The organism is Novosphingobium sp. B1, assembly GCF_900176395.1.
Taxonomy (GTDB): Bacteria; Pseudomonadota; Alphaproteobacteria; order Sphingomonadales; family Sphingomonadaceae; genus Novosphingobium.
Map to the genome: position 1 here is coordinate 1 of NZ_FWXL01000005.1, position 23,345 is coordinate 23,345.

At 61.9% G+C, this 23,345-nt stretch carries 23 protein-coding genes; 2 read left to right on the forward strand and 21 right to left on the reverse strand.

Annotated elements, in window-relative coordinates:
- The 5 genes from B9A23_RS09985 to B9A23_RS10005 form a co-directional block, all read right to left on the reverse strand.
- On the reverse strand, window positions 1-517 hold a 517-nt coding region (locus B9A23_RS09985), incomplete at its 3' end, for a TadE/TadG family type IV pilus assembly protein (RefSeq protein ID WP_176217950.1).
- Window positions 518-699: 182 nt separating this feature from the next.
- On the reverse strand, window positions 700-1,905 hold the full coding sequence (locus B9A23_RS09990; RefSeq protein ID WP_084278733.1) for a CaiB/BaiF CoA transferase family protein: 1,206 nt from the start codon (window positions 1,903-1,905) through the stop codon (window positions 700-702).
- The gene (locus B9A23_RS09995; RefSeq protein WP_139797413.1) at window positions 1,902-3,449 is read right to left on the reverse strand and encodes an acetyl-CoA acetyltransferase; all 1,548 of its coding nucleotides are present in this window, start codon (window positions 3,447-3,449) and stop codon (window positions 1,902-1,904) included. The genes B9A23_RS09990 and B9A23_RS09995 overlap by 4 nt, the downstream gene beginning before the upstream one ends.
- A 112-nt stretch (window positions 3,450-3,561) precedes the next feature.
- Window positions 3,562-4,674 carry an AraC family transcriptional regulator gene (locus B9A23_RS10000; RefSeq protein WP_139797414.1) on the reverse strand — a complete coding sequence of 371 codons (1,113 nt, stop codon included), beginning with the start codon at window positions 4,672-4,674 and terminating at the stop codon, window positions 3,562-3,564.
- Window positions 4,675-4,783: 109 nt separating this feature from the next.
- Window positions 4,784-5,920, reverse strand: coding sequence for an aminotransferase class I/II-fold pyridoxal phosphate-dependent enzyme (locus B9A23_RS10005; RefSeq protein WP_084278736.1), 1,137 nt, complete (start codon window positions 5,918-5,920; stop codon window positions 4,784-4,786).
- A gap of 65 nt (window positions 5,921-5,985) precedes the next feature.
- Between B9A23_RS10005 and B9A23_RS10010 the strand changes: the two genes are divergently transcribed.
- Window positions 5,986-6,357 carry a winged helix-turn-helix domain-containing protein gene (locus tag B9A23_RS10010; RefSeq protein ID WP_084278737.1) on the forward strand — a complete coding sequence of 124 codons (372 nt, stop codon included), beginning with the start codon at window positions 5,986-5,988 and terminating at the stop codon, window positions 6,355-6,357.
- 37 nt (window positions 6,358-6,394) lie between these two features.
- Here the strand turns inward: B9A23_RS10010 and B9A23_RS10015 are convergent, their stop codons facing one another.
- From B9A23_RS10015 to rpsM, 14 genes are all read right to left on the reverse strand, one after another.
- Window positions 6,395-7,648 carry a metal-dependent hydrolase family protein gene (locus B9A23_RS10015; RefSeq protein WP_084279207.1) on the reverse strand — a complete coding sequence of 418 codons (1,254 nt, stop codon included), beginning with the start codon at window positions 7,646-7,648 and terminating at the stop codon, window positions 6,395-6,397.
- Between the two features lie 146 nt (window positions 7,649-7,794).
- Entirely contained in the window at window positions 7,795-8,256 is a 462-nt protein-coding gene (locus B9A23_RS10020; protein WP_084278738.1) for a hypothetical protein, read from the reverse strand.
- A gap of 417 nt (window positions 8,257-8,673) precedes the next feature.
- Window positions 8,674-9,471 carry an NUDIX domain-containing protein gene (locus B9A23_RS10025; RefSeq protein ID WP_084279208.1) on the reverse strand — a complete coding sequence of 266 codons (798 nt, stop codon included), beginning with the start codon at window positions 9,469-9,471 and terminating at the stop codon, window positions 8,674-8,676.
- A 310-nt stretch (window positions 9,472-9,781) separates the two neighbouring features.
- Window positions 9,782-10,105 (reverse strand): Grx4 family monothiol glutaredoxin, encoded by a 324-nt coding sequence (gene grxD, locus B9A23_RS10030; RefSeq protein ID WP_084278739.1) that lies wholly within the window; start codon window positions 10,103-10,105, stop codon window positions 9,782-9,784.
- A gap of 23 nt (window positions 10,106-10,128) precedes the next feature.
- On the reverse strand, window positions 10,129-10,362 hold the full coding sequence (locus B9A23_RS10035) for a BolA family protein (protein ID WP_084278740.1): 234 nt from the start codon (window positions 10,360-10,362) through the stop codon (window positions 10,129-10,131).
- Window positions 10,362-10,685 (reverse strand): DUF1476 domain-containing protein, encoded by a 324-nt coding sequence (locus B9A23_RS10040; RefSeq protein ID WP_084278741.1) that lies wholly within the window; start codon window positions 10,683-10,685, stop codon window positions 10,362-10,364. Before B9A23_RS10040 ends, B9A23_RS10035 begins: the two co-directional genes overlap by 1 nt.
- Before the next feature lie 108 nt (window positions 10,686-10,793).
- On the reverse strand, window positions 10,794-11,330 hold the full coding sequence (locus tag B9A23_RS10045; RefSeq protein WP_084278742.1) for a hypothetical protein: 537 nt from the start codon (window positions 11,328-11,330) through the stop codon (window positions 10,794-10,796).
- A 117-nt stretch (window positions 11,331-11,447) separates the two neighbouring features.
- Window positions 11,448-12,029, reverse strand: coding sequence for a hypothetical protein (locus B9A23_RS10050; protein ID WP_084278743.1), 582 nt, complete (start codon window positions 12,027-12,029; stop codon window positions 11,448-11,450).
- Between the two features lie 129 nt (window positions 12,030-12,158).
- The gene (locus B9A23_RS10055) at window positions 12,159-14,405 is read right to left on the reverse strand and encodes a prolyl oligopeptidase family serine peptidase (protein WP_254895066.1); all 2,247 of its coding nucleotides are present in this window, start codon (window positions 14,403-14,405) and stop codon (window positions 12,159-12,161) included.
- A 44-nt stretch (window positions 14,406-14,449) separates the two neighbouring features.
- Window positions 14,450-16,585 (reverse strand): prolyl oligopeptidase family serine peptidase, encoded by a 2,136-nt coding sequence (locus tag B9A23_RS10060; protein WP_084278744.1) that lies wholly within the window; start codon window positions 16,583-16,585, stop codon window positions 14,450-14,452.
- Between the two features lie 169 nt (window positions 16,586-16,754).
- Complete coding sequence (rplQ, locus tag B9A23_RS10065; protein ID WP_084278745.1) at window positions 16,755-17,180, reverse strand: 50S ribosomal protein L17; 426 nt, start codon at window positions 17,178-17,180, stop codon at window positions 16,755-16,757.
- A gap of 119 nt (window positions 17,181-17,299) precedes the next feature.
- The gene (locus B9A23_RS10070; RefSeq protein ID WP_084278746.1) at window positions 17,300-18,364 is read right to left on the reverse strand and encodes a DNA-directed RNA polymerase subunit alpha; all 1,065 of its coding nucleotides are present in this window, start codon (window positions 18,362-18,364) and stop codon (window positions 17,300-17,302) included.
- 121 nt (window positions 18,365-18,485) lie between these two features.
- Window positions 18,486-18,875, reverse strand: a complete 390-nt coding sequence (gene rpsK / locus B9A23_RS10075) for a 30S ribosomal protein S11 (protein WP_011446170.1) — start codon at window positions 18,873-18,875, stop codon at window positions 18,486-18,488.
- A gap of 49 nt (window positions 18,876-18,924) precedes the next feature.
- Window positions 18,925-19,293 (reverse strand): 30S ribosomal protein S13, encoded by a 369-nt coding sequence (gene rpsM, locus B9A23_RS10080; protein WP_084278747.1) that lies wholly within the window; start codon window positions 19,291-19,293, stop codon window positions 18,925-18,927.
- A gap of 454 nt (window positions 19,294-19,747) precedes the next feature.
- Here rpsM and B9A23_RS10085 point away from each other — a divergent pair, with 454 nt between their 5' ends.
- Window positions 19,748-20,563 carry a transglutaminase-like domain-containing protein gene (locus B9A23_RS10085; RefSeq protein WP_254895067.1) on the forward strand — a complete coding sequence of 272 codons (816 nt, stop codon included), beginning with the start codon at window positions 19,748-19,750 and terminating at the stop codon, window positions 20,561-20,563.
- On the opposite strand, the gene B9A23_RS10090 is transcribed toward B9A23_RS10085, so the two are convergent.
- Window positions 20,560-22,647: a RelA/SpoT family protein gene (locus tag B9A23_RS10090; protein WP_084278748.1), complete on the reverse strand. Its 2,088-nt coding sequence runs from the start codon at window positions 22,645-22,647 to the stop codon at window positions 20,560-20,562. The two genes, B9A23_RS10085 and B9A23_RS10090, sit on opposite strands and share 4 nt — an antisense overlap.
- A gap of 74 nt (window positions 22,648-22,721) precedes the next feature.
- A complete protein-coding gene (locus B9A23_RS10095; protein WP_254895068.1) occupies window positions 22,722-23,345 on the reverse strand; it encodes a GNAT family N-acetyltransferase in 624 nt (207 codons plus the stop codon).

Below are 23,345 nucleotides of genomic sequence, written 5' to 3' on the forward strand. Positions count from 1 at the left end.
TTCTCCATCTTATCGGGGAGCAGCCAACTTCTAAATCCAAGCACACATGTGGCTGACGGCGAATCGCGCTCCCGCGATTACTCCATGTGTTCACGAAATTCAGCGAAGCGTCGCAGTCCACGTTCAGCGCGATCGTATCGAAACCGAAGATGTTCATGATCTGGTTGTGGATGCGCGTCGAGGCTGTGACCCGCACGACGCCGGCAGATGGTCGCGTGATCTGCGGAGTGAAGGCTTCGGTGTCGAAGGATCGCTGCGGAAAGTTGAAGGCGAAGAACTGGCGCCCGGTGTTGCTGACGGAATCGTCGAAGGTATCGTTGCGCATGACACGGCGCGCAGCCAGCGAGGCAGCGTCACAGGCGTTCTGCAGGCGACTTCTCGCCATGGTTGCACGGCTGATGTCGACCGCGCTTCCGATGAGCATCAGCAAGGGCACCAGGCAAAGCGCCGTGATGATCAGGACATTTCCCGAGGTGTTGAAGCGCAATCGGCGCAGTAGATGGCGCAGAGCGATCACGCCCTTGCGCCACTTCAGGCATTAACTTTTCTGACCGTCATTCATCGTGACAAGGGCTTCTTGCTGCAATCGTGCTGCCAGAGCCACTCTTCACGGTTTCAGGAGTCTTACCTTGAAGGGCAATTCACCATCGATTTAAAGCAATTTAATGAAAATCCCCCGATATTGCGCGGAAGGGGCCGTTAACCATTCGGATCAGCCTGAAACGCCGACCACATGCGTTTCCTGATCTCTTTCCCATCCTGCCCTACCAATGGTGGCGGAAGCGTCCGTTTACCTTCTGTGCTAACCTCGAACCGCACGGGCGCAGATTGTTCGAACCATGCCCCCTCAACCGGATGATCGCGTTTCTTGAAGAATCCGGTCGCTGCAAGATGTGGGTCGGCCATGATGTCCGACAGGTCCCGGACCGCCTGGGCCGGAATCTGTGCGGCGTGGCAACGCTCAAGAATTTCACGCGTCGTCAGCTGCGGCGTGAAACTGGCGATTGCGCGATAGAGCTCTGCCTGTGCGCGAGCGCGCTGCTGGGGGGTCGCCAGATGGTCCTGCCCAAGGAAGTCAGGCTGGTCGAGCAGTGCAAAGATGCGATGCCATGCGTCGTCGGTATAGGCGACGATACTGACATGGCCATCGGCAGTCGGAAAAGGCTGGCGGTCCGGATCGATCTGGCGAGCATAGCCCACTGGGGCGTTTGGCGGGTCGAACGTGAGCCCGCCGAGATGTTCGAGCAGCATGAAGCTGCTGAACGCTTCGAACATGGGCACTTCCACCAACTGCCCCTGTCCGGTGCGTTGCTTGTGTATGATGGCAGCGAGCGCGCCATAGACGGCGTGAAGTCCAGCGACCTTGTCCGCGATGAGAGACGGAAGATAGCGCGGCCGCGCATCACCGTCGACGCGGGGCAGCAACGTGGTCGTGCCGGTCGCAGCCTGGATCACGTCATCGTAAGCCTGGAGATCGGCATAAGGGCCTTCCTGACCGAAACCGAGGCAATGCACATAGACGAGGCCCGGGTTGCATTCGCGCAAGGATTGCGGATCAAGCCCGATGCGTTCGAGGGCCTTGCCGCGTACATTGACGATGAACACGTCCGCCTCGCGCAGGAGATCGAGCATGACCGCCCGATCGGCATCATCCTTGAGATCGAGGACGATCGATTTCTTGCCCCGATTGAGCGCCATCCAGCCCGGCGCCATCCCTGGCGTTACCGCGGCCTTCCCCGACCAGCGAAACGCATCGCCCTGGCCCGGTGATTCGACCTTGATCACCTGCGCTCCAAGGTCGGCAAGAACCTGCGTTGCATATGGCCCGAACACCACCGTGGTGAGGTCGACGACACGGATGCCCTCAAGCAGAACGGGCGCCTCGCTGCCTTGGGTCACGGTCATGACAAGGCGAACTCGCTGTTCTTGGTACCGGCCGTGAAAGTGACGGCGTGGCCGAGGGGATCGTTCGCCAGCATAGCGGCAAGCACCTCCGGGGAACGGCTCTGTGCGATGAAGCGGTCGCCGGTCGCCATCGCGCCGATGACAATCGCCTGCTCCGGTCCAGTCTTGCCGCACACGACCGTATAAGTTTCGATATGGCCCCTGCCCTGCATCACCGGGGCCAACGTCGCTCGTGGCGCAGCGTCGAGCATCTGCTGAACGGATCGGGTCTCGCAGCCAGGCCAGGCGCGTGGCCCGGTAGAAAGGACACAGGCACCATATTTCGATTGAAAACCACCATTCATGCCGACGAGGCCCTTGCTCCCAGGTTTGCCTCGGAGCCTTTCGACCATCGTTGCCAAGGCATGCGTGGAATAGTTATTTCCCGCACCGCCGAAATACGGAAGCCCGCCGGTTAACGTCAGCTTGCGTGGATCATCGGACGACAGGCCAAGGCCATCGATCGCGGCGTTGAATACCGGCGCAGGAAAGCAGGAATAGAAGTCGAAGAAATCTATGCCGTCCGGCGTTGCCTCGGCCGTATCAAGCGCCCACGCTATCGCGGCATTCGCCGCTGGATAGGCGCCGATGTCGGGGCGTTCGAGTATCTCGCGCTCGCTCGTCAAGGCAGCACCATGCAGATAGACCCAGCGATCCTCGGGGATGCCCGCCTCGCGCGCAGCCTTTGCCGACATGACCAGAACTGCCGCAGCCTGATTGACTTGGTCGCGCGAGACCAGCTTCAATGGATAGGGGGCGGCGATCAGGCGATTGCGTGAACTGACCTCGACGATTTCCTTAGGTGACATCGGCTGGACGGCAGCCGCGCTATAGGGGTTGCCAGCCGCGACCTCGGTAAAGGGTGCGAACAGTTCACCCATTCGCGCCGCGTAGTCTTGCCGGGACAGTCCAAGACGGGCCCGACGGGCGTTTTCGCACAAGGCATAGGCGGTGACCGGTGCACGGATGCCATGGGCAATGCTGGTGGCCGACAGGGTGCCTTCGAACCCCAAGCCCTTGTCGATCCACTCGATGCCATCGGCAGCAGGGTCATCATGCTCCGACCAGTCGCGCGTTTCGCCCTTGTGCTGAAGATGGCGCACGGTCGAGATCGCTTCGCTACCAAACATCAGCGCCGCAGGCACATCACCGGCGGCAATCCGGCTGCCAAGGTCACTGAGCAGGGCGAGTGGCGACTGCCCCCCCCCCTTTTCGAGAATGGCGACGGCAGGCTTGATGTTCAGCCGCCGACACACCGCGAGGGCGAGGTGGTCGGCCCGGCCGAAGGGCACCTGCATTGCCCCTGATTCCTCGAATGTGCGTATCGAGCCAACGGCCTTGATAAGCGGGGTAATATCGCCCGCCGAACCTGCATCGGACAGAGCAGCTCGGACAGCATGCGCGGCAAGATCGGCGAATCCGAGACCGCGATAGCCGGCGGAGTCGATGCGCTCGACAAATTGGCCGACCCCGACGATGACCGGCGTCGTTTCAGGCAAGGTCATGCTTTGTCCCATGTCGTGGCTTTCGCTGTTAGGGCCGGCCATGATCCGACCGGATCAATGACCTGATCGGATGTCGTGCGGAAGATGCGGGGTCATGCCGGGTCCGGCACAATCATGATACGAGCCGGTCGGCAGACGGATGGCGACGCGAATGCCTGCTCTGCGCCATGAGCGCACGGGCGCCGGTTGCCATGTGCTGGCGAAGAAAGCGGCTGGCAGCGCTGGCGTCGGTGTAGCCGATGCGATGGGAAAGCTCGGCAAGGTTCGGCCGCCGTGCTGTGCGGAAGTATTCGTCCGCCGTCCGTTTGCGCTCTTCCTCGAGAATCACGGCAAAACTGGTGCCCCGCTCGGCAAGGCGCCGCTGCAGGCTTTGCGGCGAAAGGCCGGCAAGCCGTGCAACGTGGGGCAAATTGGCACAGCGCTCCATCAGATTGGTTGCGATGAAATAGCGCACCTGCTGAACGAGGTCCCCCGGCCACTGGCTGTCGGCCTGGGCAAGCTGATGCTCGAGGAACTGGCGCATTACCGGATTTGCACGTTGCGAAGGCCGGTGAAGATCGGACTTGCGGAAGACCAGCGCACTGCGATCGGATTCAAATTCGATCGGGCAACGGAACACCGCTTGATGATACCGGTGGCTTGGCGGTGCCCGGTGCGCAAGTTCAAGCCGGATCGGCTTCCATTCCTCGCCAAGCATGCTTCGCGTTATGCGCATCTGCAACGCCAGCGTTGCCTCGATGAATTGCGAACCGCCAAACTGGGTGGGCACCGTCAGGACGTGGCGCAGGGCAGCCTCGTGCCCGGCGATGTCGGTGCTCGATCGCATCGCCGCCGTCTCCAGATGCATGTAGCGGCGCGTCATCCTTATCGCCTCGTCGAGCGTGGCGCAGTGATCCCACACCAGGCTGACCGGGCCAAAGCCCCGCATGTTGCACCACATCGCGAAGGCAACGCCAAGATCGGGCCGCCCCGTGCCCATCGACACGGCCTCGAGAATATCGACGTGGCCACTTGCCGGCAGCCATTCGGCAACCTTTGCACGGTCCATCAGTGCAAGCAGATCGGGCGGGCAGACCTTGGCAAGGTCGATACCGGCAACGACAGCGAACTGCACGAACTGACGCATGGCGCTGGTATGCGCGAGGCCTATTTCCTGCTGCATTTCCAGGCGGGTCTCTCCACGGTTGACCCACTGATTTGACAACAGCCCGATACGATCCGTCAAGATCAATTAAGCGATTAAATGCTTTGTAGCGACAAGTCGATGCGGGACCGCGGGTTCGGGGTAGCGCCAATGCCCGCAACCGTCATGCCAGCCGGCGGCGGTACGTTCTCTAGCGCCTTCTTCTGGCAGCGAACCACGGCCCGATCCGGCGCACAGCCTCTTCCGTCAGGGGCGTCGACACGGCAAAGCTGAAGCGGATGAAACGCTTTCCATCGACCGGGTCGAAATCGATACCCGGTGCAGTCGCCACGCCGGTATCGCGCAAGAGTTCCTCACACAGGGCAAGGCTGTTATCGGTGAATTCGCTCGCGTCTGCATAAATGTAGAACGCCCCATCGGGAGGTGCGATGCGCCCCAGTCCCATCTGCGGCAAGGCATCGAGCAGAATGGCGCGATTGCGGGCATAAGTGGCGACGTGGCCATCAAGTTCCTCGCGGCAGGAAAACGCGGCAAGACCGGACTTTTGCGCAAGGACTGGCGGGGTGAGGAACAGGCTCCCCATGCGGGCGCGCGCCGCATCGATCAGCGTCGGTGGCACGACCAGCCACCCCAACCGCCACCCGGCCATGCTGAAGTACTTGGAAAACGAATTGATGATGATCGCATCGGGCAGATATTCAAGCGTCGACGCAGCCTTCGCGCCATAGCTCAGGCCATGATAGATCTCGTCGGAGATAACCCTGATGCCCTTGCGCTGACAGACTTGGGCGATGGCCGCCAGTTCCTCGGCGTCGACGATCGTGCCCGTGGGGTTTGCGGGACTGGCGATGATCAATCCATCAGGGACGGGATCGAGAGCGTCGACCCCGGCTGCCGTGACTTGGAAACGCTCGGCCTGCCCGCACTGCATCTCTACCGGTTCGAGATACAGGGCCTTCAAGGTGTTGCGATAGGCCACGTATCCAGGCCGCGCCAGGGCCACGCGCGCTCCGGGACGAAACAGGCACGATAGGGCCATCACGAAGGCCGGCGATGCACCACATGTGAGGATCACCTGTTCGCGCTCGACGGAAACGCCGTAATTTTCGGCGTAACTCTCGGCGATCCGCTCCTTCAGCGGCACGCTTTCCCAATAGCCCATGGCCTCGGTATCGAGCACCTCGTGCGCGACGGAAATGGCCTGTGCTGGCGCGCCGGTGGAAGGCTGCCCGAACTCCATGTGGATGACGCTGGCGCCAGACGCCTTCATGTCATGCGCGAGACGGGAGATGGCGATGGCATGGAACGGTTCGACTTCGGCAATCATGGCAGCGTGCTAGTTGCCGCCGAAACAAGTTGCAAGCCTGCCGCAGAGCCGGATACCCTGGCGCCATGCAAGCCGTGAAGGTCAAGATCCAGTTCTGTTGCGGCGACGAAATCGCAATGGGACCCGGCAAGGCCGATCTTCTTGAAGCCATTGCGCGCGAGGGTTCGATCTCCGCGGCCGCACGCGCAATGGACATGAGCTATCGGCGTGCCTGGCTGCTCGTCGATACGATGAATCGATGCTGGCAGGAGCCGCTGGTCGAGACGTCGCCCGGAAGCACGAAGGGCGGCGGCGCGAGGCTTACCGCCACGGGACAGTCCGTCCTGCACAAATATCGCGCGCTCCAGGCACAGCTGGCAGCCCTGTCGGACAGTGCGGAGTACATTGCGCTGGAAGATGCCATGCTGGCCGCGCCGAAAGCTCGGCAAAAGCCCTAGCCGGCGCACCTTCCGGTTCGCGCCCACTGGGTCGCGCCTAACGGGTCGCAGGGCCTTTCCAGAGTATGCCGTCCTTCATCACCAGCGATACCTTGCGGATCGCACTGATGTCGGTCAGCGGATTGCCTTCCACGGCAACCAGATCGGCCAGCATGCCCGGCTTGACGATGCCAAGCCGATCACCGATCCCGAACATCCTAGCATTGCCGGACGTGACCGCAATGGCAACCTCGGCCGGTGTCATCCCCGCCTTGACCATCAGTTCAGCCTCGCGCGCATTGTCGCCGTGCGCGAATACTCCCACATCGCCGCCCATGCAGATCGCGACGCCCGCCTTGCGCGCCTTGGCCAGCGCGTCGTAGCCTTCCTGCACCGACCTTGGCGCCGGTGCTGCACCGTTCCACCCGCGATAGCGTGCAACCGCATCGCCTGCTGCCAGCGTCGGGCAAAAACCAATACCCTTGGCTTTCATGGCTGCGAAGACTTCGGCCGTGCCCTCATCACCGTGCTCGATCGTGTCGACTCCAGCGGCAATGGCACGGCGCATGCCCTCGGCCGTGCTGGCATGTGCCACCACCTGTCGCCCGGCGCCATGTGCCGCCTCGACCGCCATCCTCATCTCGGCTTCAGTAAACGTAGGCCGGCTCGGCTCGCTCGGCCCCCAGCGATAATCCGCATAGAGCTTGATCAGGTCGGCCCCTGCCCCGATCTGCCGTCGCACCGCATCGACAAGGGCAGGGCCACCTGCTTCCTCAGCCCCAAGAGGAACAGCAACACCGGGTTCGAAACCACGCGGGCCATACGCTCCGGGAGCGACGATCGCGCGTGTCGCAACAAGCATGCGCGGTCCCGGGACGATCCCTTGCGCGATCGCCTGCTTGAGCCCGACATCGGCATAGCCTGCGCCTTCGGTGCCAAGATCGCGCACGGTAGTAAAGCCCGCCATCAGCGTGACTCGCGCATGCACGGTCGCCCGCGCTGTGCGCAGCGCGAGAAGTTCGTGCAAAACCTGATCGTCCCAAGAGGTCTCGTTGTAAGGGTGCAGGAACAGATGCGAATGGCCCTCGATCAGGCCAGGCATAAGCGTCGTTCCGGGTAGCTGTATTTCAGATGCTTGCGCAGGTGTGGCAATGTCAGGGCCAACCGCCTGTATGCGGTTTGCCCGCACAAGCACCGACCAGCCCTTGCGCAGGGTCGCGGTCTCGCCATCGAAGACAGCATCCGGTCGCAGTACGATGACCGCTTCCCTTGCGCTGTCTGCGACGGTCTGCGCGCTGGCCGGTAGGGGCATGGCCAAAGGCGTCAGTGCAACTGAAGCCAGTGCCACGGAAATGATCGGGAACCTGAAACGCATCGGCCATCCTTTTTAGGCTGGCAACGAGCATAGCGCAGGACCGCTGGTGGGCAATCGCCCCGATCATGCTTTGTTTTGCAGAATCAGGCGACTTCGCTCTGGCGCATCTCAGCCAGTTGCGAGCTGGAGGGAGGAAGCACGCCGATGCCGCCAATTGTCCGCCGATCAAGATCGCGCAGCCGTGTCGACGGGCTCTGGCGCGAAAGCGCCCGCAAATGCTGTACACGGATCACTGCCATCACGCTCCCCAGTGTCGCCACGGCAACTCCGAGGCGCCACATTGCGAAAGAGCCGCTTTGGATGGTCGACAGGAATTCGGCAAAGCACTGCCACACCGTGACCGCACCCAGCATCTCAGTCGCCCGCTGCCGCGGTGCGGCAAGCAGCAGAGCGCATGCAAGGAAGAAGGAACCGACCCCCGCCATGGCAGGCGTCATAGTGTTGCTTACGTATCCGAAGCCAAGTGCGATCGCTGCGACAACCGCGGTAACGCGGCCGAGGAACGTGATATGACCGGGGGTCAGGAGATCGATGGGGTTACGCATGAACCCTAAGGTAAGAGTCGGCCGGTCAACAATTCGTTACGCTACGAACTCCGACCACATCGCGTAAATTACCTCAATTATTACAAGCCATAAGCCCAGCGATAATCCGACAGGCCACGCAATGATGGCCCATCCCCTCGGTGAATCTCTGTCCGAATCGGAGATTTCTGCCTCCATTTCGAATCGCTCCAGACGCGCCTGCAACTCGTGAACCGGCGAAGTCTGAGCGCCAGCAGGCTCCTTGCAAATCTCGACGGAATGATCCGGTTCGGGAGCAGGAAGCACGCTTTCACGGCTTGAGACAGAGACCATCGTCACATCCTGCAGATGACACGATGCCTCTATCTCTCAAGCTGGCGAAATAACGGTAACTTCGGTGATAGGGACAAGTCCCGAGAGGTTTTCAGGAACCGCCCCTCAGGCGCGTTGCGCCCTTTCGAGCGCCTCGCCGAGTACCGGGTAGCCCAATCCGTCCGGGATCATGAGCCAACGCTCTCCGTTGCGTTCTGCAACGAAGGGGCTGATCACATCGACGGGAGTTTCGCGGGCGTGCGCACGGACCTCCTCGAAGGTTTCGAACAGGGCAAGACGCTCGAGATTGCGGCGGGTCGGGAATATGACGCGAATGCCGCCCCGTTCTGCCAGAGCCAAAGCCTCTTTTGCGCTGGCCCAGAACATGTGCCGGTTCTCGGTGGCATCCACGGCAATATCGACGGCGCCCGTTCCCAAGTCCGAGAGATAGAAGCGGGTGTCGAAAATTCTTTCACTGCGGTGCTTTGGCCACCAACGCGCGAACGGAACTAGATCATCCAGTTGCAACGACCACCCGAAGGCATCAAGCACGGGTCCAAGATCGCCAGTCGAGGTGAGCATGCGCCTGGCTTCCGAAGCGATCTTGCCGTCCACGTTGCCAGCGACACCGATCACCAGTCCGGTTTCCTCAAGCGTTTCCCTAACCGCGGCGATCCGCGCGGCAAGATCCTCGATTCCTACGTCTGCGCCGGCAACGAGGCTTTGCGCCAAGGCGATGTCTTGCTGATCGATCTTGCCCCCGGGAAAGACTGTCGCACCGCCTGCAAACTTCAGGGTCGCATTGCGCTCGACCATGAGGATTTTCGCGGCGCCGCCATCGGGGTTCTTCCTGAAGATCACAACGGTTGCCGCGCGCGTCGTGCGTGCGAGCCAGACATCGGAGTCGGTTTCATGGTCGTCCATCGCCGACATGATGTCGCTGATCGTGACCGTTGCCAAGCATCCAGATCATGTCGGATGCCTTTACAGTTCACGCTGCTGGCGCGTGCGGCGACCTTCTAGAAAGTGCAGATTCCGGGTACTCAACGATTTTGGCACGGTTCATGCTTTTAGCTTCGTGTCCCGAAGAGTAGCTTCTTCTCGAGGCGGAGCCAGTCCCCCCGGTCTCTTATGGCTCCGCCTCTCCCGGGCCTACCAAAATTTTCATGCCGCATGAAAAAGACGCGATCGACAAAGCCGACCGCGTCCTTTGCATTTATCGAGGCGAGGAAAATCAGGCGGACTTGACGCCCGATTCCTCCATCAGCTGCTGCAGTTCGCCATCCTGGAACATCTCCATCATGATGTCCGAACCACCGACGAATTCGCCCTTGACATAGAGTTGCGGAATGGTTGGCCAATCCGAGTAGGCCTTGATCCCACTGCGGATTTCCATGTCCTGCAACACATCGACCGAGGCGTACTCGACCCCGAGGTGCTCGAGAATTGCCACAGCCTTGCTTGAGAAACCGCACTGCGGGAACAGGGGCGTGCCCTTCATGAACAGGACGACGTCATTGCCGCCCACGATTTCGGAAATGCGTTGATCGGTCGACATGGTGGATGAGTTCCTTTCCGCCCTCAATTGGGAACGGATGTAGTCAGTTGCAAGGCGTGAAGCTGACCGCCCATGCGCCCGCCGAGCGCATCATAGACCAGCTTGTGCTGCTTGACGCGGGTCAGGCCGGCAAAGGCCTGCGAAACAACGCGCGCCGAATAATGATCGCCATCGCCGGCAAGATCGGTAATCTCGACAATCGCATCAGGCAGTGCGGCCCGGATCATCGCCTCGATCTCGGCTGCGGGCATTGCCATCAGGCTTCACCCATCAGTTGCCGACGTGCGTCAACCGACTTGGCTTCCATCGCCGCGCGGATTTCGGCTTCGTCGATTTCAATCCCGGCCGAGACCAGATCGCCCAGCAACTTGCGGATCACGTCCTCGTCACCGGCTTCCTCGAAATCGGCCTGGACGACCGACTTGGCATAGGCTTCGGTTTCGGCGGCATCGAGGCCCATGCGTTCTGCAGCCCAGGTCCCGAGCAACCGGTTGCGACGTGCATGGACGCGGAACAGCATTTCCTCGTCGCGAGCAAACTTCGCTTCGAAAGCCTTCTCGCGATCGTCGAAAGTGGTCATCAGCCGGGTGTCCTCTGTCAAAAGCGGTTACCAGCCGATAATCAGCCCGTGCCCGCGCCGCAAGGCATGATGAAAAGAAACACGCTGCGGCGCGCGGCTGAAATCAAATCAGATGCGCCCTCGCCTGATGTCGAGCAACACGCCACCCTGCGGGCTCACATCACAGGAAAACCGGTCGCCATTGCGCAGTGTTCCGGAGACGCGATAATCGCCTCCTTGCCGGCTTGCATCGTAGATATCCTCAACCTCGCCGCTGCGCTCCGCCTCCGCGGCACAGGCGTCGACAGCGTCATTGAGGTTGCGCACCGGCTGTCCCGTCCGGGAATTCTGACCCCAGTCACCGCCACTGCCCTGCCCTACGTAGTCGCGGGGATTTTCGTCGCGTGGACGATAACGGGAATCGTCGATGTCACGATTGCGCTTGCGCTCGGCGTTGCTGGCGGCGCTGGCAATTGCGGCAATCCCGCCAAGGATCAGCACCCCGGCAAGGACGTCCCCGCCGTCGATCCCGCCTCTGTCGCGATGCCAGCCACGACCGCTCCAGTTGCGCCCGCCCCAGTCCGGACGAGCCTGAGCGGCAACGGGCAGCAAACTTGTCGCCAACGCCGCTGCGGACAGTGCCAGTGCCGAAATTCGTACCGTCATAATCGTCTCTCCCCGCAACCGCCTGCCTGCCCCGATCCTTGGTTAGGCAGGCGGCGTCCCGTCATGCTCACAAATTACGCGGTCCAGGCTTGCCAGTGCCTGAACCGCGCTTCTGCATCAAAGGCCGCGAATGCCGCTGTAGTCGAGGTCCACGACGCGACCACCCTCGATGCGGCACTTGAACGAACCGCTATCGTATCCACGCAGGGAGTTGTCCCAACCGCGGTAGTCGCCGCCCCAGCCACGGCCGTAGGTACGGTCACCCTGACGCCAGTCGCGACCCATTGCGTTGACGGCGATACGACCTCGAACCTCGTAACCGTAGCGGGTGCTGCGCACGTCGCGGACGTCGGTCACGTCAGCCTGGCCGTAGCTGTAGCGCGAGGCATTCCGCTCTGCCGTGCGAACGCACTGCTCGATGGCCTGGCGCGGATTACCACCACCGTAGTAGCCGTTGCCGTTCCAGCCGTCACGGCCGCGGAAGTTTCCGCCGTAGCCGTAACGGTCGTAGTCGTAGCGATTGTTGTTGCCAGCTGCCGCTGCAATGGCCGCGATACCGCCGATCACCAACGCGCCGGCAATGATGTCGCCGCCGTCGATCCCGCCGCGATGATCGCGGGCCAGCGCCGGGGTGGCCGAAGACACCGCAACCGCAGCGGCGGCAGCAGTTCCGACCAGGGCCTTGGAAATGGTCTTCATCTCGTTCGTCCTTGCACTCTGAGCGGGCCTTCCCCGCCACGGATGCAGATCTGCACGATTCGCGGTGATGTGACGCTGAACCGCAATGACAGCGCACGTTCAGCTAAACGCCCATTTTTATGAACGACACTATTGCGGCGTGAGGCCGGTCCAATAGCCAAGAAAAGCAAGAACATCAGCTCCCGCTGCAATGACCTTCTCGACAGGCTTTCCGGCACCGTGGCCTGCCTTGCTCTCGACGCGAAGGAGATGCGGGCGATCGCCGATCCGGGCACCTTGCAGGGCCGCCACGTACTTGAAGCTGTGGGCAGGTACCACGCGATCGTCGTTGTCGCCGGTGGTCACGAGGATAGCCGGGTAGTCCTTTCCGGATGCAACATTGTGATAAGGCGAAAAGCGGCGCAGGTTCCGCCAGTCTTCTTCGCGGTCAGGCTTCCCGTAATCATCGACCCAGAACCGCCCGGAAGTGAACCGGTCAAACCGCAACATGTCCATCACGCCCACATCCGGATTGGCTGCAGCGAAGAGGTCGGGTCGCTGATTGACAACCGCACCGACAAGCAGTCCGCCATTGGACGCGCCCTGGATCGCAAGCCCGCCCTTGGCAGCAATGCCTTCCTTGATCAGATATTCACCCGCGGCGATGAAATCATCGAAGCTGTTCTGCTTGTTCTCGCGTCGCCCCGCTTCGTACCACGTGCGCCCCAGTTCGCCACCGCCACGAATGCTGGCCATGGCAAAGGCACCGCCTGCTTCCAGCCAGGCCATGCGGACCGGCGAGTAGCCGGGCGTCAGGGCGATATCGAAACCCCCATAGCCATAAAGCAGGGTCGGCAGTGGCTTTCCCGCTGCCGCGAGAACCTTCTTCCGCACCACGTAGATCGGCACCATCGTGCCGTCCTTTGATGGATAGCGCCGCTGTTCCACCAGATAATCGGCGGGATCGAATGTCATCTTGGGCACAGCGAAAGGCGTGACCGCACCTGTGCGCAGATCCATGCGATATATCGCCGGAGGCAGGTTGAAGCTGGTAAACTGATAGTACGTTTCACTGTCACCCGGTCGCCCACCAAAGCCGCTGGCCGTGCCGATGCCGTTCAGCGTGATCGCCTTGCCGGGAACACCGTTGCGATCGGTCATCACCGCGACGGTCTGACCATCCTTGAGATATGACAGCAGGAACCGGTCGCCGATCATGCGGGCGCCTTCGAGCGTGTTGCCGCGTTCAGCCACAACGACAGACCAACGGCGCTGCGGACGCGCAAGATCGATGGAAACGATGCGGTAATTGGCAGCGCCGCGGTCTGACAGGAACCACAAGCGATCCCCGATTCCCGCCACCAGTTTCCAGTGGTCGGCAATCTCGGGAACAAGCGGCCGTGCTGTCCACTTGCCTTGTTCGCGCCCTTTGAGCGCGACGAGATGAACAGCATTGCGCTTGTCGGTGCTGACCTCGCTGATCACCACCGCCCAGCGGCCGTCGCTGGTCACCTGGGCCTTGTGACTCCATTCGGGATGATCGGGGGTGGCATAGACCAGTTCGTCCTCGCCCTGTCCCGTGCCGACCCGGTGGAACCACACAGCCTTGTCGAAGCGCGGCGAGCGCGGATCATGTCCCGCTCTCGGCGCAGGGAACCGCGAGTAGAGAAAACCTTCCTCACCGACCCAGGCGATCTCGGTATCATTCGCCCATGCCAGGCGCTCGGCCAGGACCCGCCCGGTAGACACCTCGATCACGCGCAAGGTGCGCCAATCGCTCCCCGCTTCCTGCTCGGCAAAGGCGACGTATCGGCCGGAGGGCGAAGGCTCCCATTGCGCCAACGCCAATGATCCGTCAGTGCTCCACCCGTTTGGATCAACCAGCAGGCGCTGCTCGCCAGCAACGCCCTTGCGGACCCATAGGGACGATTGGTTCTGCAATCCCGTGTTGCGGGTATAGAAATAGTGTCTTCCCGCCTTGCGCGGCAGTCCATAGCGTTCGAAATCGAACAGGGAGCGAATGCGTGCTGCAATCTGCTCACGTTGCGGCAGCCTTGCGAGATAGCTGCTGCTCAGGGCGTTCTGCTCGGCCACCCATCGGGCGACCGCGGAATCGCTGCGAGGATCGGCCTCGAGCCAACGAAACGGATCGGACACCCGCTGTCCGAAGACCTGCTCTTCCAACGTCTCGGTACGGGTGGCGGGATAGGCCGACCTTGGCAGAACGAGCTTCGGCCCGGGCGCTGGCACCACAACGCCACCAGCGCTTTCCGGGAACGCCGCCTCTGCACTGTCGGCCAATGCGGCCTGTGCCGACAGCGCGCTTGCCAGCGCGAATGCGCCGCCAAGCAGGCCACGCCTGGTCTTGTCCATCTCCCGCTTCATCGTTGCCAGCATTCTAGCACATTCCACCTAGAAGGGGATACTGGCGAGGCGCCCCATCACTCCTTTGGCTGCAGCCCTGTCCAGTGTGCCAGAAAAGCGAACACGTCAGCGCTTTCCTCGATCTGTTTCGAGACCGGCTTGCCCGAACCATGGCCGGCGCGCGTCTCGATGCGGATCAATTGCGGTTTCGGTCCAAGGCCAGCGGCCTGCAGCGCCGCTGCATACTTGAAGCTATGGCCAGGCACCACCCGGTCATCGGTATCCGCCGTTGTCACCAGCACCGCGGGATAGGCCGTGCCGGCCTTGACGTTATGATAGGGCGAATAGCTCCGCAGCAGGCGCCAATCTGCCTCCTTTTCGGGGAAGCCATAATCAAAAACCCATTCGCGACCGGCGGTGAACTTGTCGAAGCGCAGCATGTCCATCACGCCAACGGCGGGATGCGCTGCAGCGAAAAGATCAGGCCGCTGGTTCACCACCGCGCCGACGAGAAGACCGCCATTGGAGCCGCCCTCCACCGCGAGCCCGCCCTTGGACGTCACCGCGTTGGCCTTGAGCCATTCACCCGCCGCGATGAAATCATCGAAAACGTTCTGCTTGGTCGGCCCCTTGCCCGCAAGATGCCATGCATCACCGTATTCGCCACCGCCGCGCAGGTTTGCCACCGCGTAGGCGCCGCCCGCCTGCAGCCACGCCATGCGCGCCGGAGAATAGCCGGGCAGAACCGAAATGTTGAAGCCGCCATAGCCATAAAGGATGGTCGGAACCGGCCCCTGCACATCCTTGCGCCGAACGACGAACATCGGAATTTTCGTTCCGTCCCTGGATGGATAGAACACCTGCCGTGTCTCGAACTGCGCAGGATCGAAGGCCAGCTTCGGCGCCTCCCACACCTTGGCCGAAGCAGGGTTTGCCGCATCGAAGGCATAGATCGTCGCCGGCTGGGTAAAGCCGCTGAATGCAAAGTACCCCTGATTGTCACCAGGCTCCCCGACCACGCCTGCAATGCTGCCGATGCCAGGCAAGGTCACCTTGGTCATGCCCTTGCCATCCAGCATGGCGACCCGCATTTCCGCCTTCACGTCACGCAGGTAATTTAGCACGAGCCGATCGCCGACGATCCGCACGCCATCCAGCACGGCCTCATCTTCGCCGACGACCGGTGTAAAGACTGGCTCGGCGCCGGAGAGGTCGACCATCACCACTTTCTTGCGCGGCGCGTCCCTGCTGGTCATGAACCACAGCCGGTCACCGACCCCCTCGATCATTGTCCATTCGTCGGACAGGGAAGTGACCAGCGGGCGCACCGTCCAGTCGCCACGACCGACCGCGGCCACACCCACCGCATTTCCCTTCTCGCTGCCGGTGCTGGTCGAAACCACCATCCAGCGCTGATCGTGCGTAACCTCGCCCGAATGATAAAGCCGCGGGTTTTCTGGAGTTGCAAAGACCTGTCGATCCGATTGCTGGGCTGTGCCCAGCTTGTGATACCAGACAGACTGGTTTGAACTCACCGCCTGGAAAGCCTCGCCGGCCCTCGGCTCGGGGAACCGCGAATAGAAGATCCCGTCGTTACCGGCCCATGCCAGCCGCGAGAACTTCACGTGCTCGATCGTGTCTGCAAGCACCTGACCGCTTTCGACATCGATGACCTTGACCGAGCGCCAGTCCGTGCCACCGTCCTGCACTGAATAGGCAACCTTGCTGCCGTCTGGTGAAGGCACCCATTCGTCAAGAGCCGTTGCGCCGTCCTTGGCCCAGCCGTTGGGATCGATAAGCGTCCTGCGCTCTCCGCTGCCATCGGCATTGCACACATAAAGCACCGACTGATTTTGAAGGCCCGAATTGTGGCGGAAGAACAGGTATTTGCCCGCCTTCACGGGCATGCCGTAACGCTCGAAATCGAAGAGCTTTGTGAGCTTCTTCTCAAATGCGGCCCGCTCGGGCAGCGCCTTGAGGTAGGCATCGGTAAACTTGCTCTGTTCATCGACCCACGCGGCAACCTTCCCATCGACGCGAACATCGGCCTCAAGCCAACGAAAGGGATCTGCAACCTTCTCGCCGAAGACCGTTTCAACCACGGGCCCGCGCTCTGTCGTGGGGTACTTCAAAGCCCCATCTCCGGCGTGAGCGGTTGAGGACAGGCAAACGGCCGCCACGGCAGTGGCGAGCAGAGTATGGCGCAAGCGCATGGGATGGCTTTCCGGTGAATCATTCGGTTGCACCGGAAACTAGCCCCCTCCCCGCGCGGCACAAGCCCCGCAAACGAAAAACGGGCGGAGCCCATGGCCCCGCCCGTCAATCTTGTCGGTCGAACCGAAGCGCGGATTAGGCGGCTTCGTGTTCGCTCCCCGAAACGGCTTACGCTGCTTCGTACTCGTCTTCGTCCGCGGTCATGACCGGGCCCGAGTCCTGGCCCTTGGCCGAGGTGTCACGGTCAACCAGTTCGATCACGGCGATCGGCGCGGCGTCCGAAGCGCGAACACCGGCCTTGATGATGCGCGTGTAGCCGCCGTTGCGGTCGGCGTAACGCTCGGCCAGAACGGTGAACAGCTTCTGCAACTGCGCATCGTCAAGCAGGCGAGCGTGGGCGAGACGGCGGTTCGAAAGACCGCCCTTCTTGCCGAGCGTGATCAGCTTTTCGATGTAAGGCCGCAGTTCACGGGCCTTCGGCGTCGTCGTGGTGATCTGCTCGTGCTTGATCAGCGCGGCTGCCATGTTGCGCAGCATCGCGATGCGGTGGGCGGAGGTACGACCCAGCTTACGCTGGCCCAGCTTGTGACGCATGGTATTTCCTTTCCGTTCGAAGGGGGGCCGTACGAGGTACCCCGATCCAGGCGGCGAATTCGGGCTGCCGCCAAGTCACCCTTGAAAACAGGGCGCCCCGCAGGACGCCCCGAATTTCGTTAGCCGAGAAGCTCTTGCTCGAGCTTCTTAGCCATTTCCTCGATGTTCTCAGGCGGCCAGCCTGGGATGTCCATGCCGAGGCGCAAGCCCATCGACGAAAGGACTTCCTTGATCTCGTTGAGCGACTTGCGGCCGAAGTTCGGCGTGCGCAGCATCTCGGCTTCGGTCTTCTGGACCAGATCGCCGATGTAGATGATGTTGTCGTTCTTGAGGCAGTTGGCCGAGCGAACCGACAGCTCGAGCTCGTCGACCTTCTTGAGAAGGTAACGGTTGAGCTGGTTGGCATCGCTCTCTTCCGGTGCATGGGCAGCAACGCCACCGGCAACCGAAGGCACGTGGCCGACCGGCATCTGATCGTCAAAGTGAACGAACAGCGCGAGCTGGTCCTGAAGGATGCGCGCAGCATAGGCCACGGCGTCTTCCGGGGTGATCGTGCCGTCGGTTTCGACCGTCAGGTTGAGCTTGTCATAGTCAAGCTCCTGACCGATGCGGGCGTTATCGACCTTGTACGAGACCTGGCGGACCGGCGAGTAGAGCGAGTCGACCGGGATCAGGCCAATCGGCGCGTCAACCGGACGGTTCGACACGGCCGGGACATAGCCCTTGCCGGTGTCGACGGTCAGTTCCATGTTGAACGTCGCACCTTCGTCGAGGTTGCAGATCACGAGGTCCTTGTTCATGACCTCAATGTCGCCGGTGACGGCGATATCGCCAGCCTTCACTTCGCCCGGGCCGGTGGCCGAGAGCTGCAGACGCTTGGGGCCTTCACCCTGCATCTTGAGGGCGATCTGCTTCACGTTGAGCACGATGTCGGTCACGTCTTCGCGCACGCCGGCAAGCGACGAGAACTCGTGAAGGACGTTCTCGATCTTGATCGAGGTAACCGCCGCGCCCTGAAGCGAGGAGAGCAGCACGCGACGCAGCGCGTTGCCGAGGGTGAGACCAAAGCCACGCTCCAGCGGTTCGGCGACGAAGGTCGCGCGGCGCTTGGCGTCGTTGCCCGGCTTGATCTCGAGATTGTTGGGCTTCTTCAGTTCCTGCCAGTTCTTGATGTTGACAGTCATGGAATTCCCCTGGGGTTTGTGCGGGCTTTTGCCGGTTGCCGGGATGCTTAATTCCCGGCTCCGGTCGAGGTATTGGGTGAAAGGGGCGCCGGTACCTGCGCCCCATCCACCATAGGCAGGATCAGACGCGACGACGCTTCGACGGGCGAACGCCGTTGTGCGGAATCGGGGTCACGTCACGGATGGCCGTGATGGTGAAGCCAACCGCCTGAAGCGCGCGCAGGGCGCTTTCGCGGCCCGAACCCGGACCCTTGACTTCGACTTCGAGGGTGCGGACGCCATGTTCCGCCGCCTTCTTGCCGGCGTCGTCAGCAGCAACCTGTGCTGCATACGGGGTCGACTTGCGGCTGCCCTTGAAGCCCATCATGCCGGCAGACGACCACGAAATGGCGTTGCCCTGTGCGTCGGTGATGGTCACCATGGTGTTGTTGAAGCTGGCGTTGACGTGCGCAATGCCGCTGGTGATGTTCTTGCGCTCGCGCCGCTTAATGCGCTGAGGTTCGCGTGCCATTGTTTTCTATCCTCGAGAAACTGGGACGGAAGAAGGACCTGAAAAGGTCTTACTTCTTCTTGCCGGCGATCGGCTTGGCCTTGCCCTTGCGGGTGCGGGCGTTCGTGTGCGTGCGCTGACCGCGAACCGGCAGGCCCTTGCGGTGACGCAGACCACGATAGCATGCGAGGTCCATCAGGCGCTTGATGTTCATCGCCACTTCGCGACGAAGATCGCCTTCCACGGTGTGATCGGCATCGATCGTTTCGCGGATCTGAAGGATTTCGGCATCCGAAAGATCGGCCACGCGGCGGGTGTGTTCGATACCCAGCTTGTCGGCGATCTGCTTGGCCTTGTGAGCGCCAATGCCATGAATGTAAGTCAGCGCGATGATCACGCGCTTGTTGGTGGGGATATTGACCCCGGCAATACGAGCCACTTGCTTCTCCGTTTGCTCCACAGGCCGCGCGAATCACTCACGCCGCCTATCTCATCGCGAAATAACACTCGGGAAATCCGGGATTTGTGCAGGGCTTCAGGAGTTTGTCCCTGATTGCGCAAACACTGCCCGGAAATGAGTGAAAGGCGCGATTAGGCGGTTTCGACTGCAACGTCAACCATTTCACAGGGGCAAAGGGCGGACGGCGCGCCGCTCCGGCACGGTCCTGCGGATATGCCAGTCCGATGTGGAGGGACATATCGCAAATCTCCGCTGGCGTCAAAATCGGATCGCTTTGGAAATCACTTCGGAAACCGTCTCGGCCGGCACGGACCAGATCACTAACGATGGAGCATCGCCCCTGCAAAACGTCACCTCTATCGATTTGACCGCATTTCTCGCCTGGCTCTTTGCAGAGCGAGATCGGGCCACTATTTAACCCGTTGCGTGGCCGGTGGCGGCACCGCCCCTCCTGCGCCGGAAAAGTCCCCTGACCAATATCCTCGGCATTGCCGTAAAGCTCGACTATGCAATGAACGCCCCCGCGCCCGTGCTGATGCAGATCGGCGTGGCGGACGCGGCGGGGCAACGCATCATCGATACAACCTGCAACGCTGCGCCCGAAGTGACGCGGACGGTTTCGGGCCATGACGGTCTTGGCAACCGGCTCTGGCTCGAGCCGGAAGACCGCTTCACCGCTGCCTACACCGCCACAGTCGAGATCGATCGTGTGCCGGTGGCGCTCGCGAGCCTTGCCGCAGACACGCTCACCAGCCTGCCCGGCGAGGTCCTCGAATACCTCTTCCCGTCACGCTATTGCCCGGTTGACACGATGCACGCGTCCGCGGTGGACCTGTTCGGTCATCTCTCCGGCGGTGCAATCGTGGAGGCCGTGCGCGAGTGGATATCTACCCATCTTTCCTACGTACCCGGCGCGAGCCACGGCGGCACCACCGCGCTCGATACCTTTCACGCTCGCGAAGGCGTCTGCAGGGACTATGCACACCTCCTGATCGCGCTGGTGCGTGGCCTTGGCATTCCTGCCAGGATGGTCAGCGCCTATAGCCCCGACGTCGATCCGCAGGACTTCCATGCGCTTGCCCAGGTTTGGCTGGCAGGAGCCTGGCACCTCGTTGAGGCGACTGGCATGGCAGACCCTGCCAGCACGGCCATCATCGGCGTCGGCAGAGACGCCGCCGACATAGCGTTCCTCACGATCTTCGGCAGCGCGACGCTCAACGAGCAAGTGGTCGAGGTACGCCGGATCTAGATCCGCTCCGCCTGCGCCACCGCCTCGCTTGCCCGCAATGCCGATATGATCCGAGTCAGGTGCGCAAGGTCACGCACCTCAAGGTCCACCTCGTAGGTGTGGAACGGGTTCTCGCGCTGCGTCATCTCGAGATTGACGACGTTGGCGTGGTTCTTGGCGAAGATGCCTGCCATTTCCGCCAGCGTCCCGGGGCGGTTGTACAGTTCTGCCCGCAATCGCCCGATCGCGCCGTCGGTGCGTGCATCCCATGACAAGTCGATCCAGTCGGCATCGACGCCATCGGCCAGCCGCATGCAGTCGATCGCGTGGACCTCGACGCCCTTGCCGGGGCGGCGCAGCCCGACGATGCGGTCGCCCGGCACCGGATGGCAACAGTCCGCCAGCTTGAAGGCCATGCCGGGGGTCAGTCCGCGCACCGCGATGGCGCGCTTCTGGCTTGGCCAGTTTTCCTCCGGAAGATTGGCTGCACTGCCGGGAACCAGCGCTTCCATCACCTGCCGGTCGTCCAGCTTGGCAGAGCCGATGGCGAACATGAGGTCTTCTTCGGAGGCCAGCTTCAAGCGCTTGAGGGCATCGTTCAAGGCCTTCTTGCCAATGGTGGTCGGCAACCGCTCGACAATTTCCTCGTAAAGCTTGCGCCCGATCGCGGCGACCTCGGCGCGTTCCTTCTGGCGCACGAAACGGCGGATTGCCGCACGCGCCTTTCCGGTAACGACAAAGCCCAGCCATGAAAGCTGCGGTTCCGACGTCCGGCTCTTGATGATCTCCACCACGTCGCCATTCCCGAGCGCGGTGCGCAAGGGCACATGCCGTCCGTTGATCTTCGCGCCCACCGCCTGCGCACCAAGATTGGTGTGCACCGCAAAGGCGAAGTCGATCGGGGTTGCCCCCTTCGGCAACTGGAACAACGCGCCCTTGGGCGTGAAGGCGAAGATGCGATCCTGGTAGATCGCCATCTTGGTGTTCTCGAGCAGTTCCTCGGCATCGTGACTGGATTCGAGGATTTCGATCAGGTCGCGCAGCCAGCCCACCTGCCCATCGGGCGTGCCGCCCTGCTTGTAGGCCCAGTGCGCTGCAAGCCCGAATTCGTTGCGCTCGTGCATCTCGTGCGTCTTGATCTGCACTTCCACGCGCATCGCGTTGGAATAGATCAGCGCGGTGTGCAGCGAACGGTAGCCGTTCATCTTTGGCGTCGAGATGTAGTCCTTGAAGCGCCCCGGGATCATCTGCCATTCGCGGTGGAGAATGCCTAGGGCCTTGTAGCAGTCGTCCTCGTTGTCGGTCAGGACGCGGAAGGCCATGATGTCGGTAATCTGCTCGAACGAGACGTGCCGCTCGGCCATCTTCCGCCAGATCGAATAGGGGTGCTTCTCGCGCCCCGAAACCTCGACCCGCAGCCCCGCCTCGGCCAGCGCCTTCTTGATCTCCAGCGCAATGGCATCGACCTGTGCGCCCTCCTCGCTGCGGATCGCCGCCAGCCGGCCGGTGATGGTGGCATAGGCTTCGGGTTCGATCTGCTCGAAGGCGAGCAGCTGCATCTCGCGCATGTATTCGTACATGCCCACGCGCTCTGCCAGCGGGGCATAGATATCCATCGTCTCACGCGCGATACGGCGGCGCTTTTCCTCGCTCTTGATGTAGTGAAGCGTACGCATGTTGTGCATGCGGTCAGCCAGCTTCACCAGCAGGACGCGCAGGTCCTCGCTCATCGCCAGCAGGAACTTGCGCAGGTTTTCCGCCGCGCGCTCGCTCTCGCTCATCGTCTCGATCTTCGAGAGCTTGGTCACGCCGTCGACCAGCCGCGCCACATCCGGCCCGAACAGCCGCTCGATCTCGTCGACGGTGGCAAGTGTATCTTCAACGGTATCGTGGAGCAGCGCGGTGATGATCGTGTCCTGATCGAGCTTCAGCTCGGTCATCAGGCCCGCCACTTCCACCGGGTGCGAGAAGTACGGGTCTCCGCTCGCGCGCTTCTGCGTGCCGTGTTTCTGCACGGTATAGACATAGGCACGGTTGAGCATCGCCTCGTCCGCGTCGGGATCATAGGCAAGCACACGTTCGACAAGTTCGTACTGGCGGAGCATCTGCGCCCTAAATGGCGGCATCGGAGCGTTTCCCGCAAGGGGGAATACCTCTTTAATGCAATCGTGTTGGTCGATCAGAGAATAATCGGCGCGCTGCCCCTGTCCTGCGGAAGAAGTCCTGCAACACGTGGATCGGGTAGGATCTCGACGAAGCGCGCAAACGGCACGAAGCCCTGGGCCTGGTAGAATGGCAGCGCTCGCGGATCATCGGTCGTGCATGTGTGCAGCCAGACCCGCCCGATTCCGGGCGCCCATGCCAGTTGCAAGGCTCGCCGCATCAGCCATTTGCCAAGGCCCTTGCCCGTGGCTCCCTTGATGAAACCGAAGAACACGATCTCGCATTCTCCTTCAACGCGGCAGTCGAGTTCCAGCATGCCAACCTCGACACCGGCGCGGTCGGCCACGGCAAAGATCTGCACACGCGGATCGTGTATGATCTCTGCCAGTTCCGCATCGCTCTTGCCGAGACGCGTCCACCACAGCCACGGACCGCCAATGCGCTTGTAGAGCAGACGGTACTTTTCAGGTCCCGCCTGCTTCCATCGGACCAACTGCACGGGCACGTCGCCCTCGGGCACTAGCTTGCGCAGACCCTCGGGCGGCGCAAGCATCTCGAGCGCGGTGACGACGCATGCCAGATCGCTTGGCGCAACGTTGTGAAAGCCGTGCCCGAGCGCCGGGCCTTCCGCCTCGATCAC

Bases quoted from the DNA above. Each gene is read 5' to 3' on its own strand.
- rpsK (WP_011446170.1), bottom strand. From the start codon at position 18,875: ATGGCACGCGAACCTCAGCGCATTAAGCGGCGCGAGCGCAAGAACATC.
- rplQ (WP_084278745.1), bottom strand. From the start codon at position 17,180: ATGCGTCACAAGCTGGGCCAGCGTAAGCTGGGTCGTACCTCCGCCCAC.
- B9A23_RS10035 (WP_084278740.1), bottom strand. From the start codon at position 10,362: ATGGCAATGCCCGCAGCCGAGATCGAGGCGATGATCCGGGCCGCACTG.
- B9A23_RS10090 (WP_084278748.1), bottom strand. From the start codon at position 22,647: ATGCTCCGCCAGTACGAACTTGTCGAACGTGTGCTTGCCTATGATCCC.
- B9A23_RS10050 (WP_084278743.1), bottom strand. From the start codon at position 12,029: ATGAAGACCATTTCCAAGGCCCTGGTCGGAACTGCTGCCGCCGCTGCG.
- B9A23_RS10060 (WP_084278744.1), bottom strand. From the start codon at position 16,585: ATGCGCTTGCGCCATACTCTGCTCGCCACTGCCGTGGCGGCCGTTTGC.
- B9A23_RS10015 (WP_084279207.1), bottom strand. From the start codon at position 7,648: ATGCCCCTACCGGCCAGCGCGCAGACCGTCGCAGACAGCGCAAGGGAA.
- B9A23_RS10055 (WP_254895066.1), bottom strand. From the start codon at position 14,405: ATGCTGGCAACGATGAAGCGGGAGATGGACAAGACCAGGCGTGGCCTG.
- B9A23_RS10045 (WP_084278742.1), bottom strand. From the start codon at position 11,330: ATGACGGTACGAATTTCGGCACTGGCACTGTCCGCAGCGGCGTTGGCG.
- B9A23_RS09995 (WP_139797413.1), bottom strand. From the start codon at position 3,449: ATGACCTTGCCTGAAACGACGCCGGTCATCGTCGGGGTCGGCCAATTT.
- B9A23_RS10010 (WP_084278737.1), top strand. From the start codon at position 5,986: ATGCAAGCCGTGAAGGTCAAGATCCAGTTCTGTTGCGGCGACGAAATC.
- B9A23_RS09990 (WP_084278733.1), bottom strand. From the start codon at position 1,905: ATGACCGTGACCCAAGGCAGCGAGGCGCCCGTTCTGCTTGAGGGCATC.
- B9A23_RS10025 (WP_084279208.1), bottom strand. From the start codon at position 9,471: ATGGACGACCATGAAACCGACTCCGATGTCTGGCTCGCACGCACGACG.
- B9A23_RS10020 (WP_084278738.1), bottom strand. From the start codon at position 8,256: ATGCGTAACCCCATCGATCTCCTGACCCCCGGTCATATCACGTTCCTC.
- B9A23_RS10005 (WP_084278736.1), bottom strand. From the start codon at position 5,920: ATGATTGCCGAAGTCGAACCGTTCCATGCCATCGCCATCTCCCGTCTC.
- B9A23_RS10040 (WP_084278741.1), bottom strand. From the start codon at position 10,685: ATGACCACTTTCGACGATCGCGAGAAGGCTTTCGAAGCGAAGTTTGCT.
- grxD (WP_084278739.1), bottom strand. From the start codon at position 10,105: ATGTCGACCGATCAACGCATTTCCGAAATCGTGGGCGGCAATGACGTC.
- B9A23_RS10070 (WP_084278746.1), bottom strand. From the start codon at position 18,364: ATGACTGTCAACATCAAGAACTGGCAGGAACTGAAGAAGCCCAACAAT.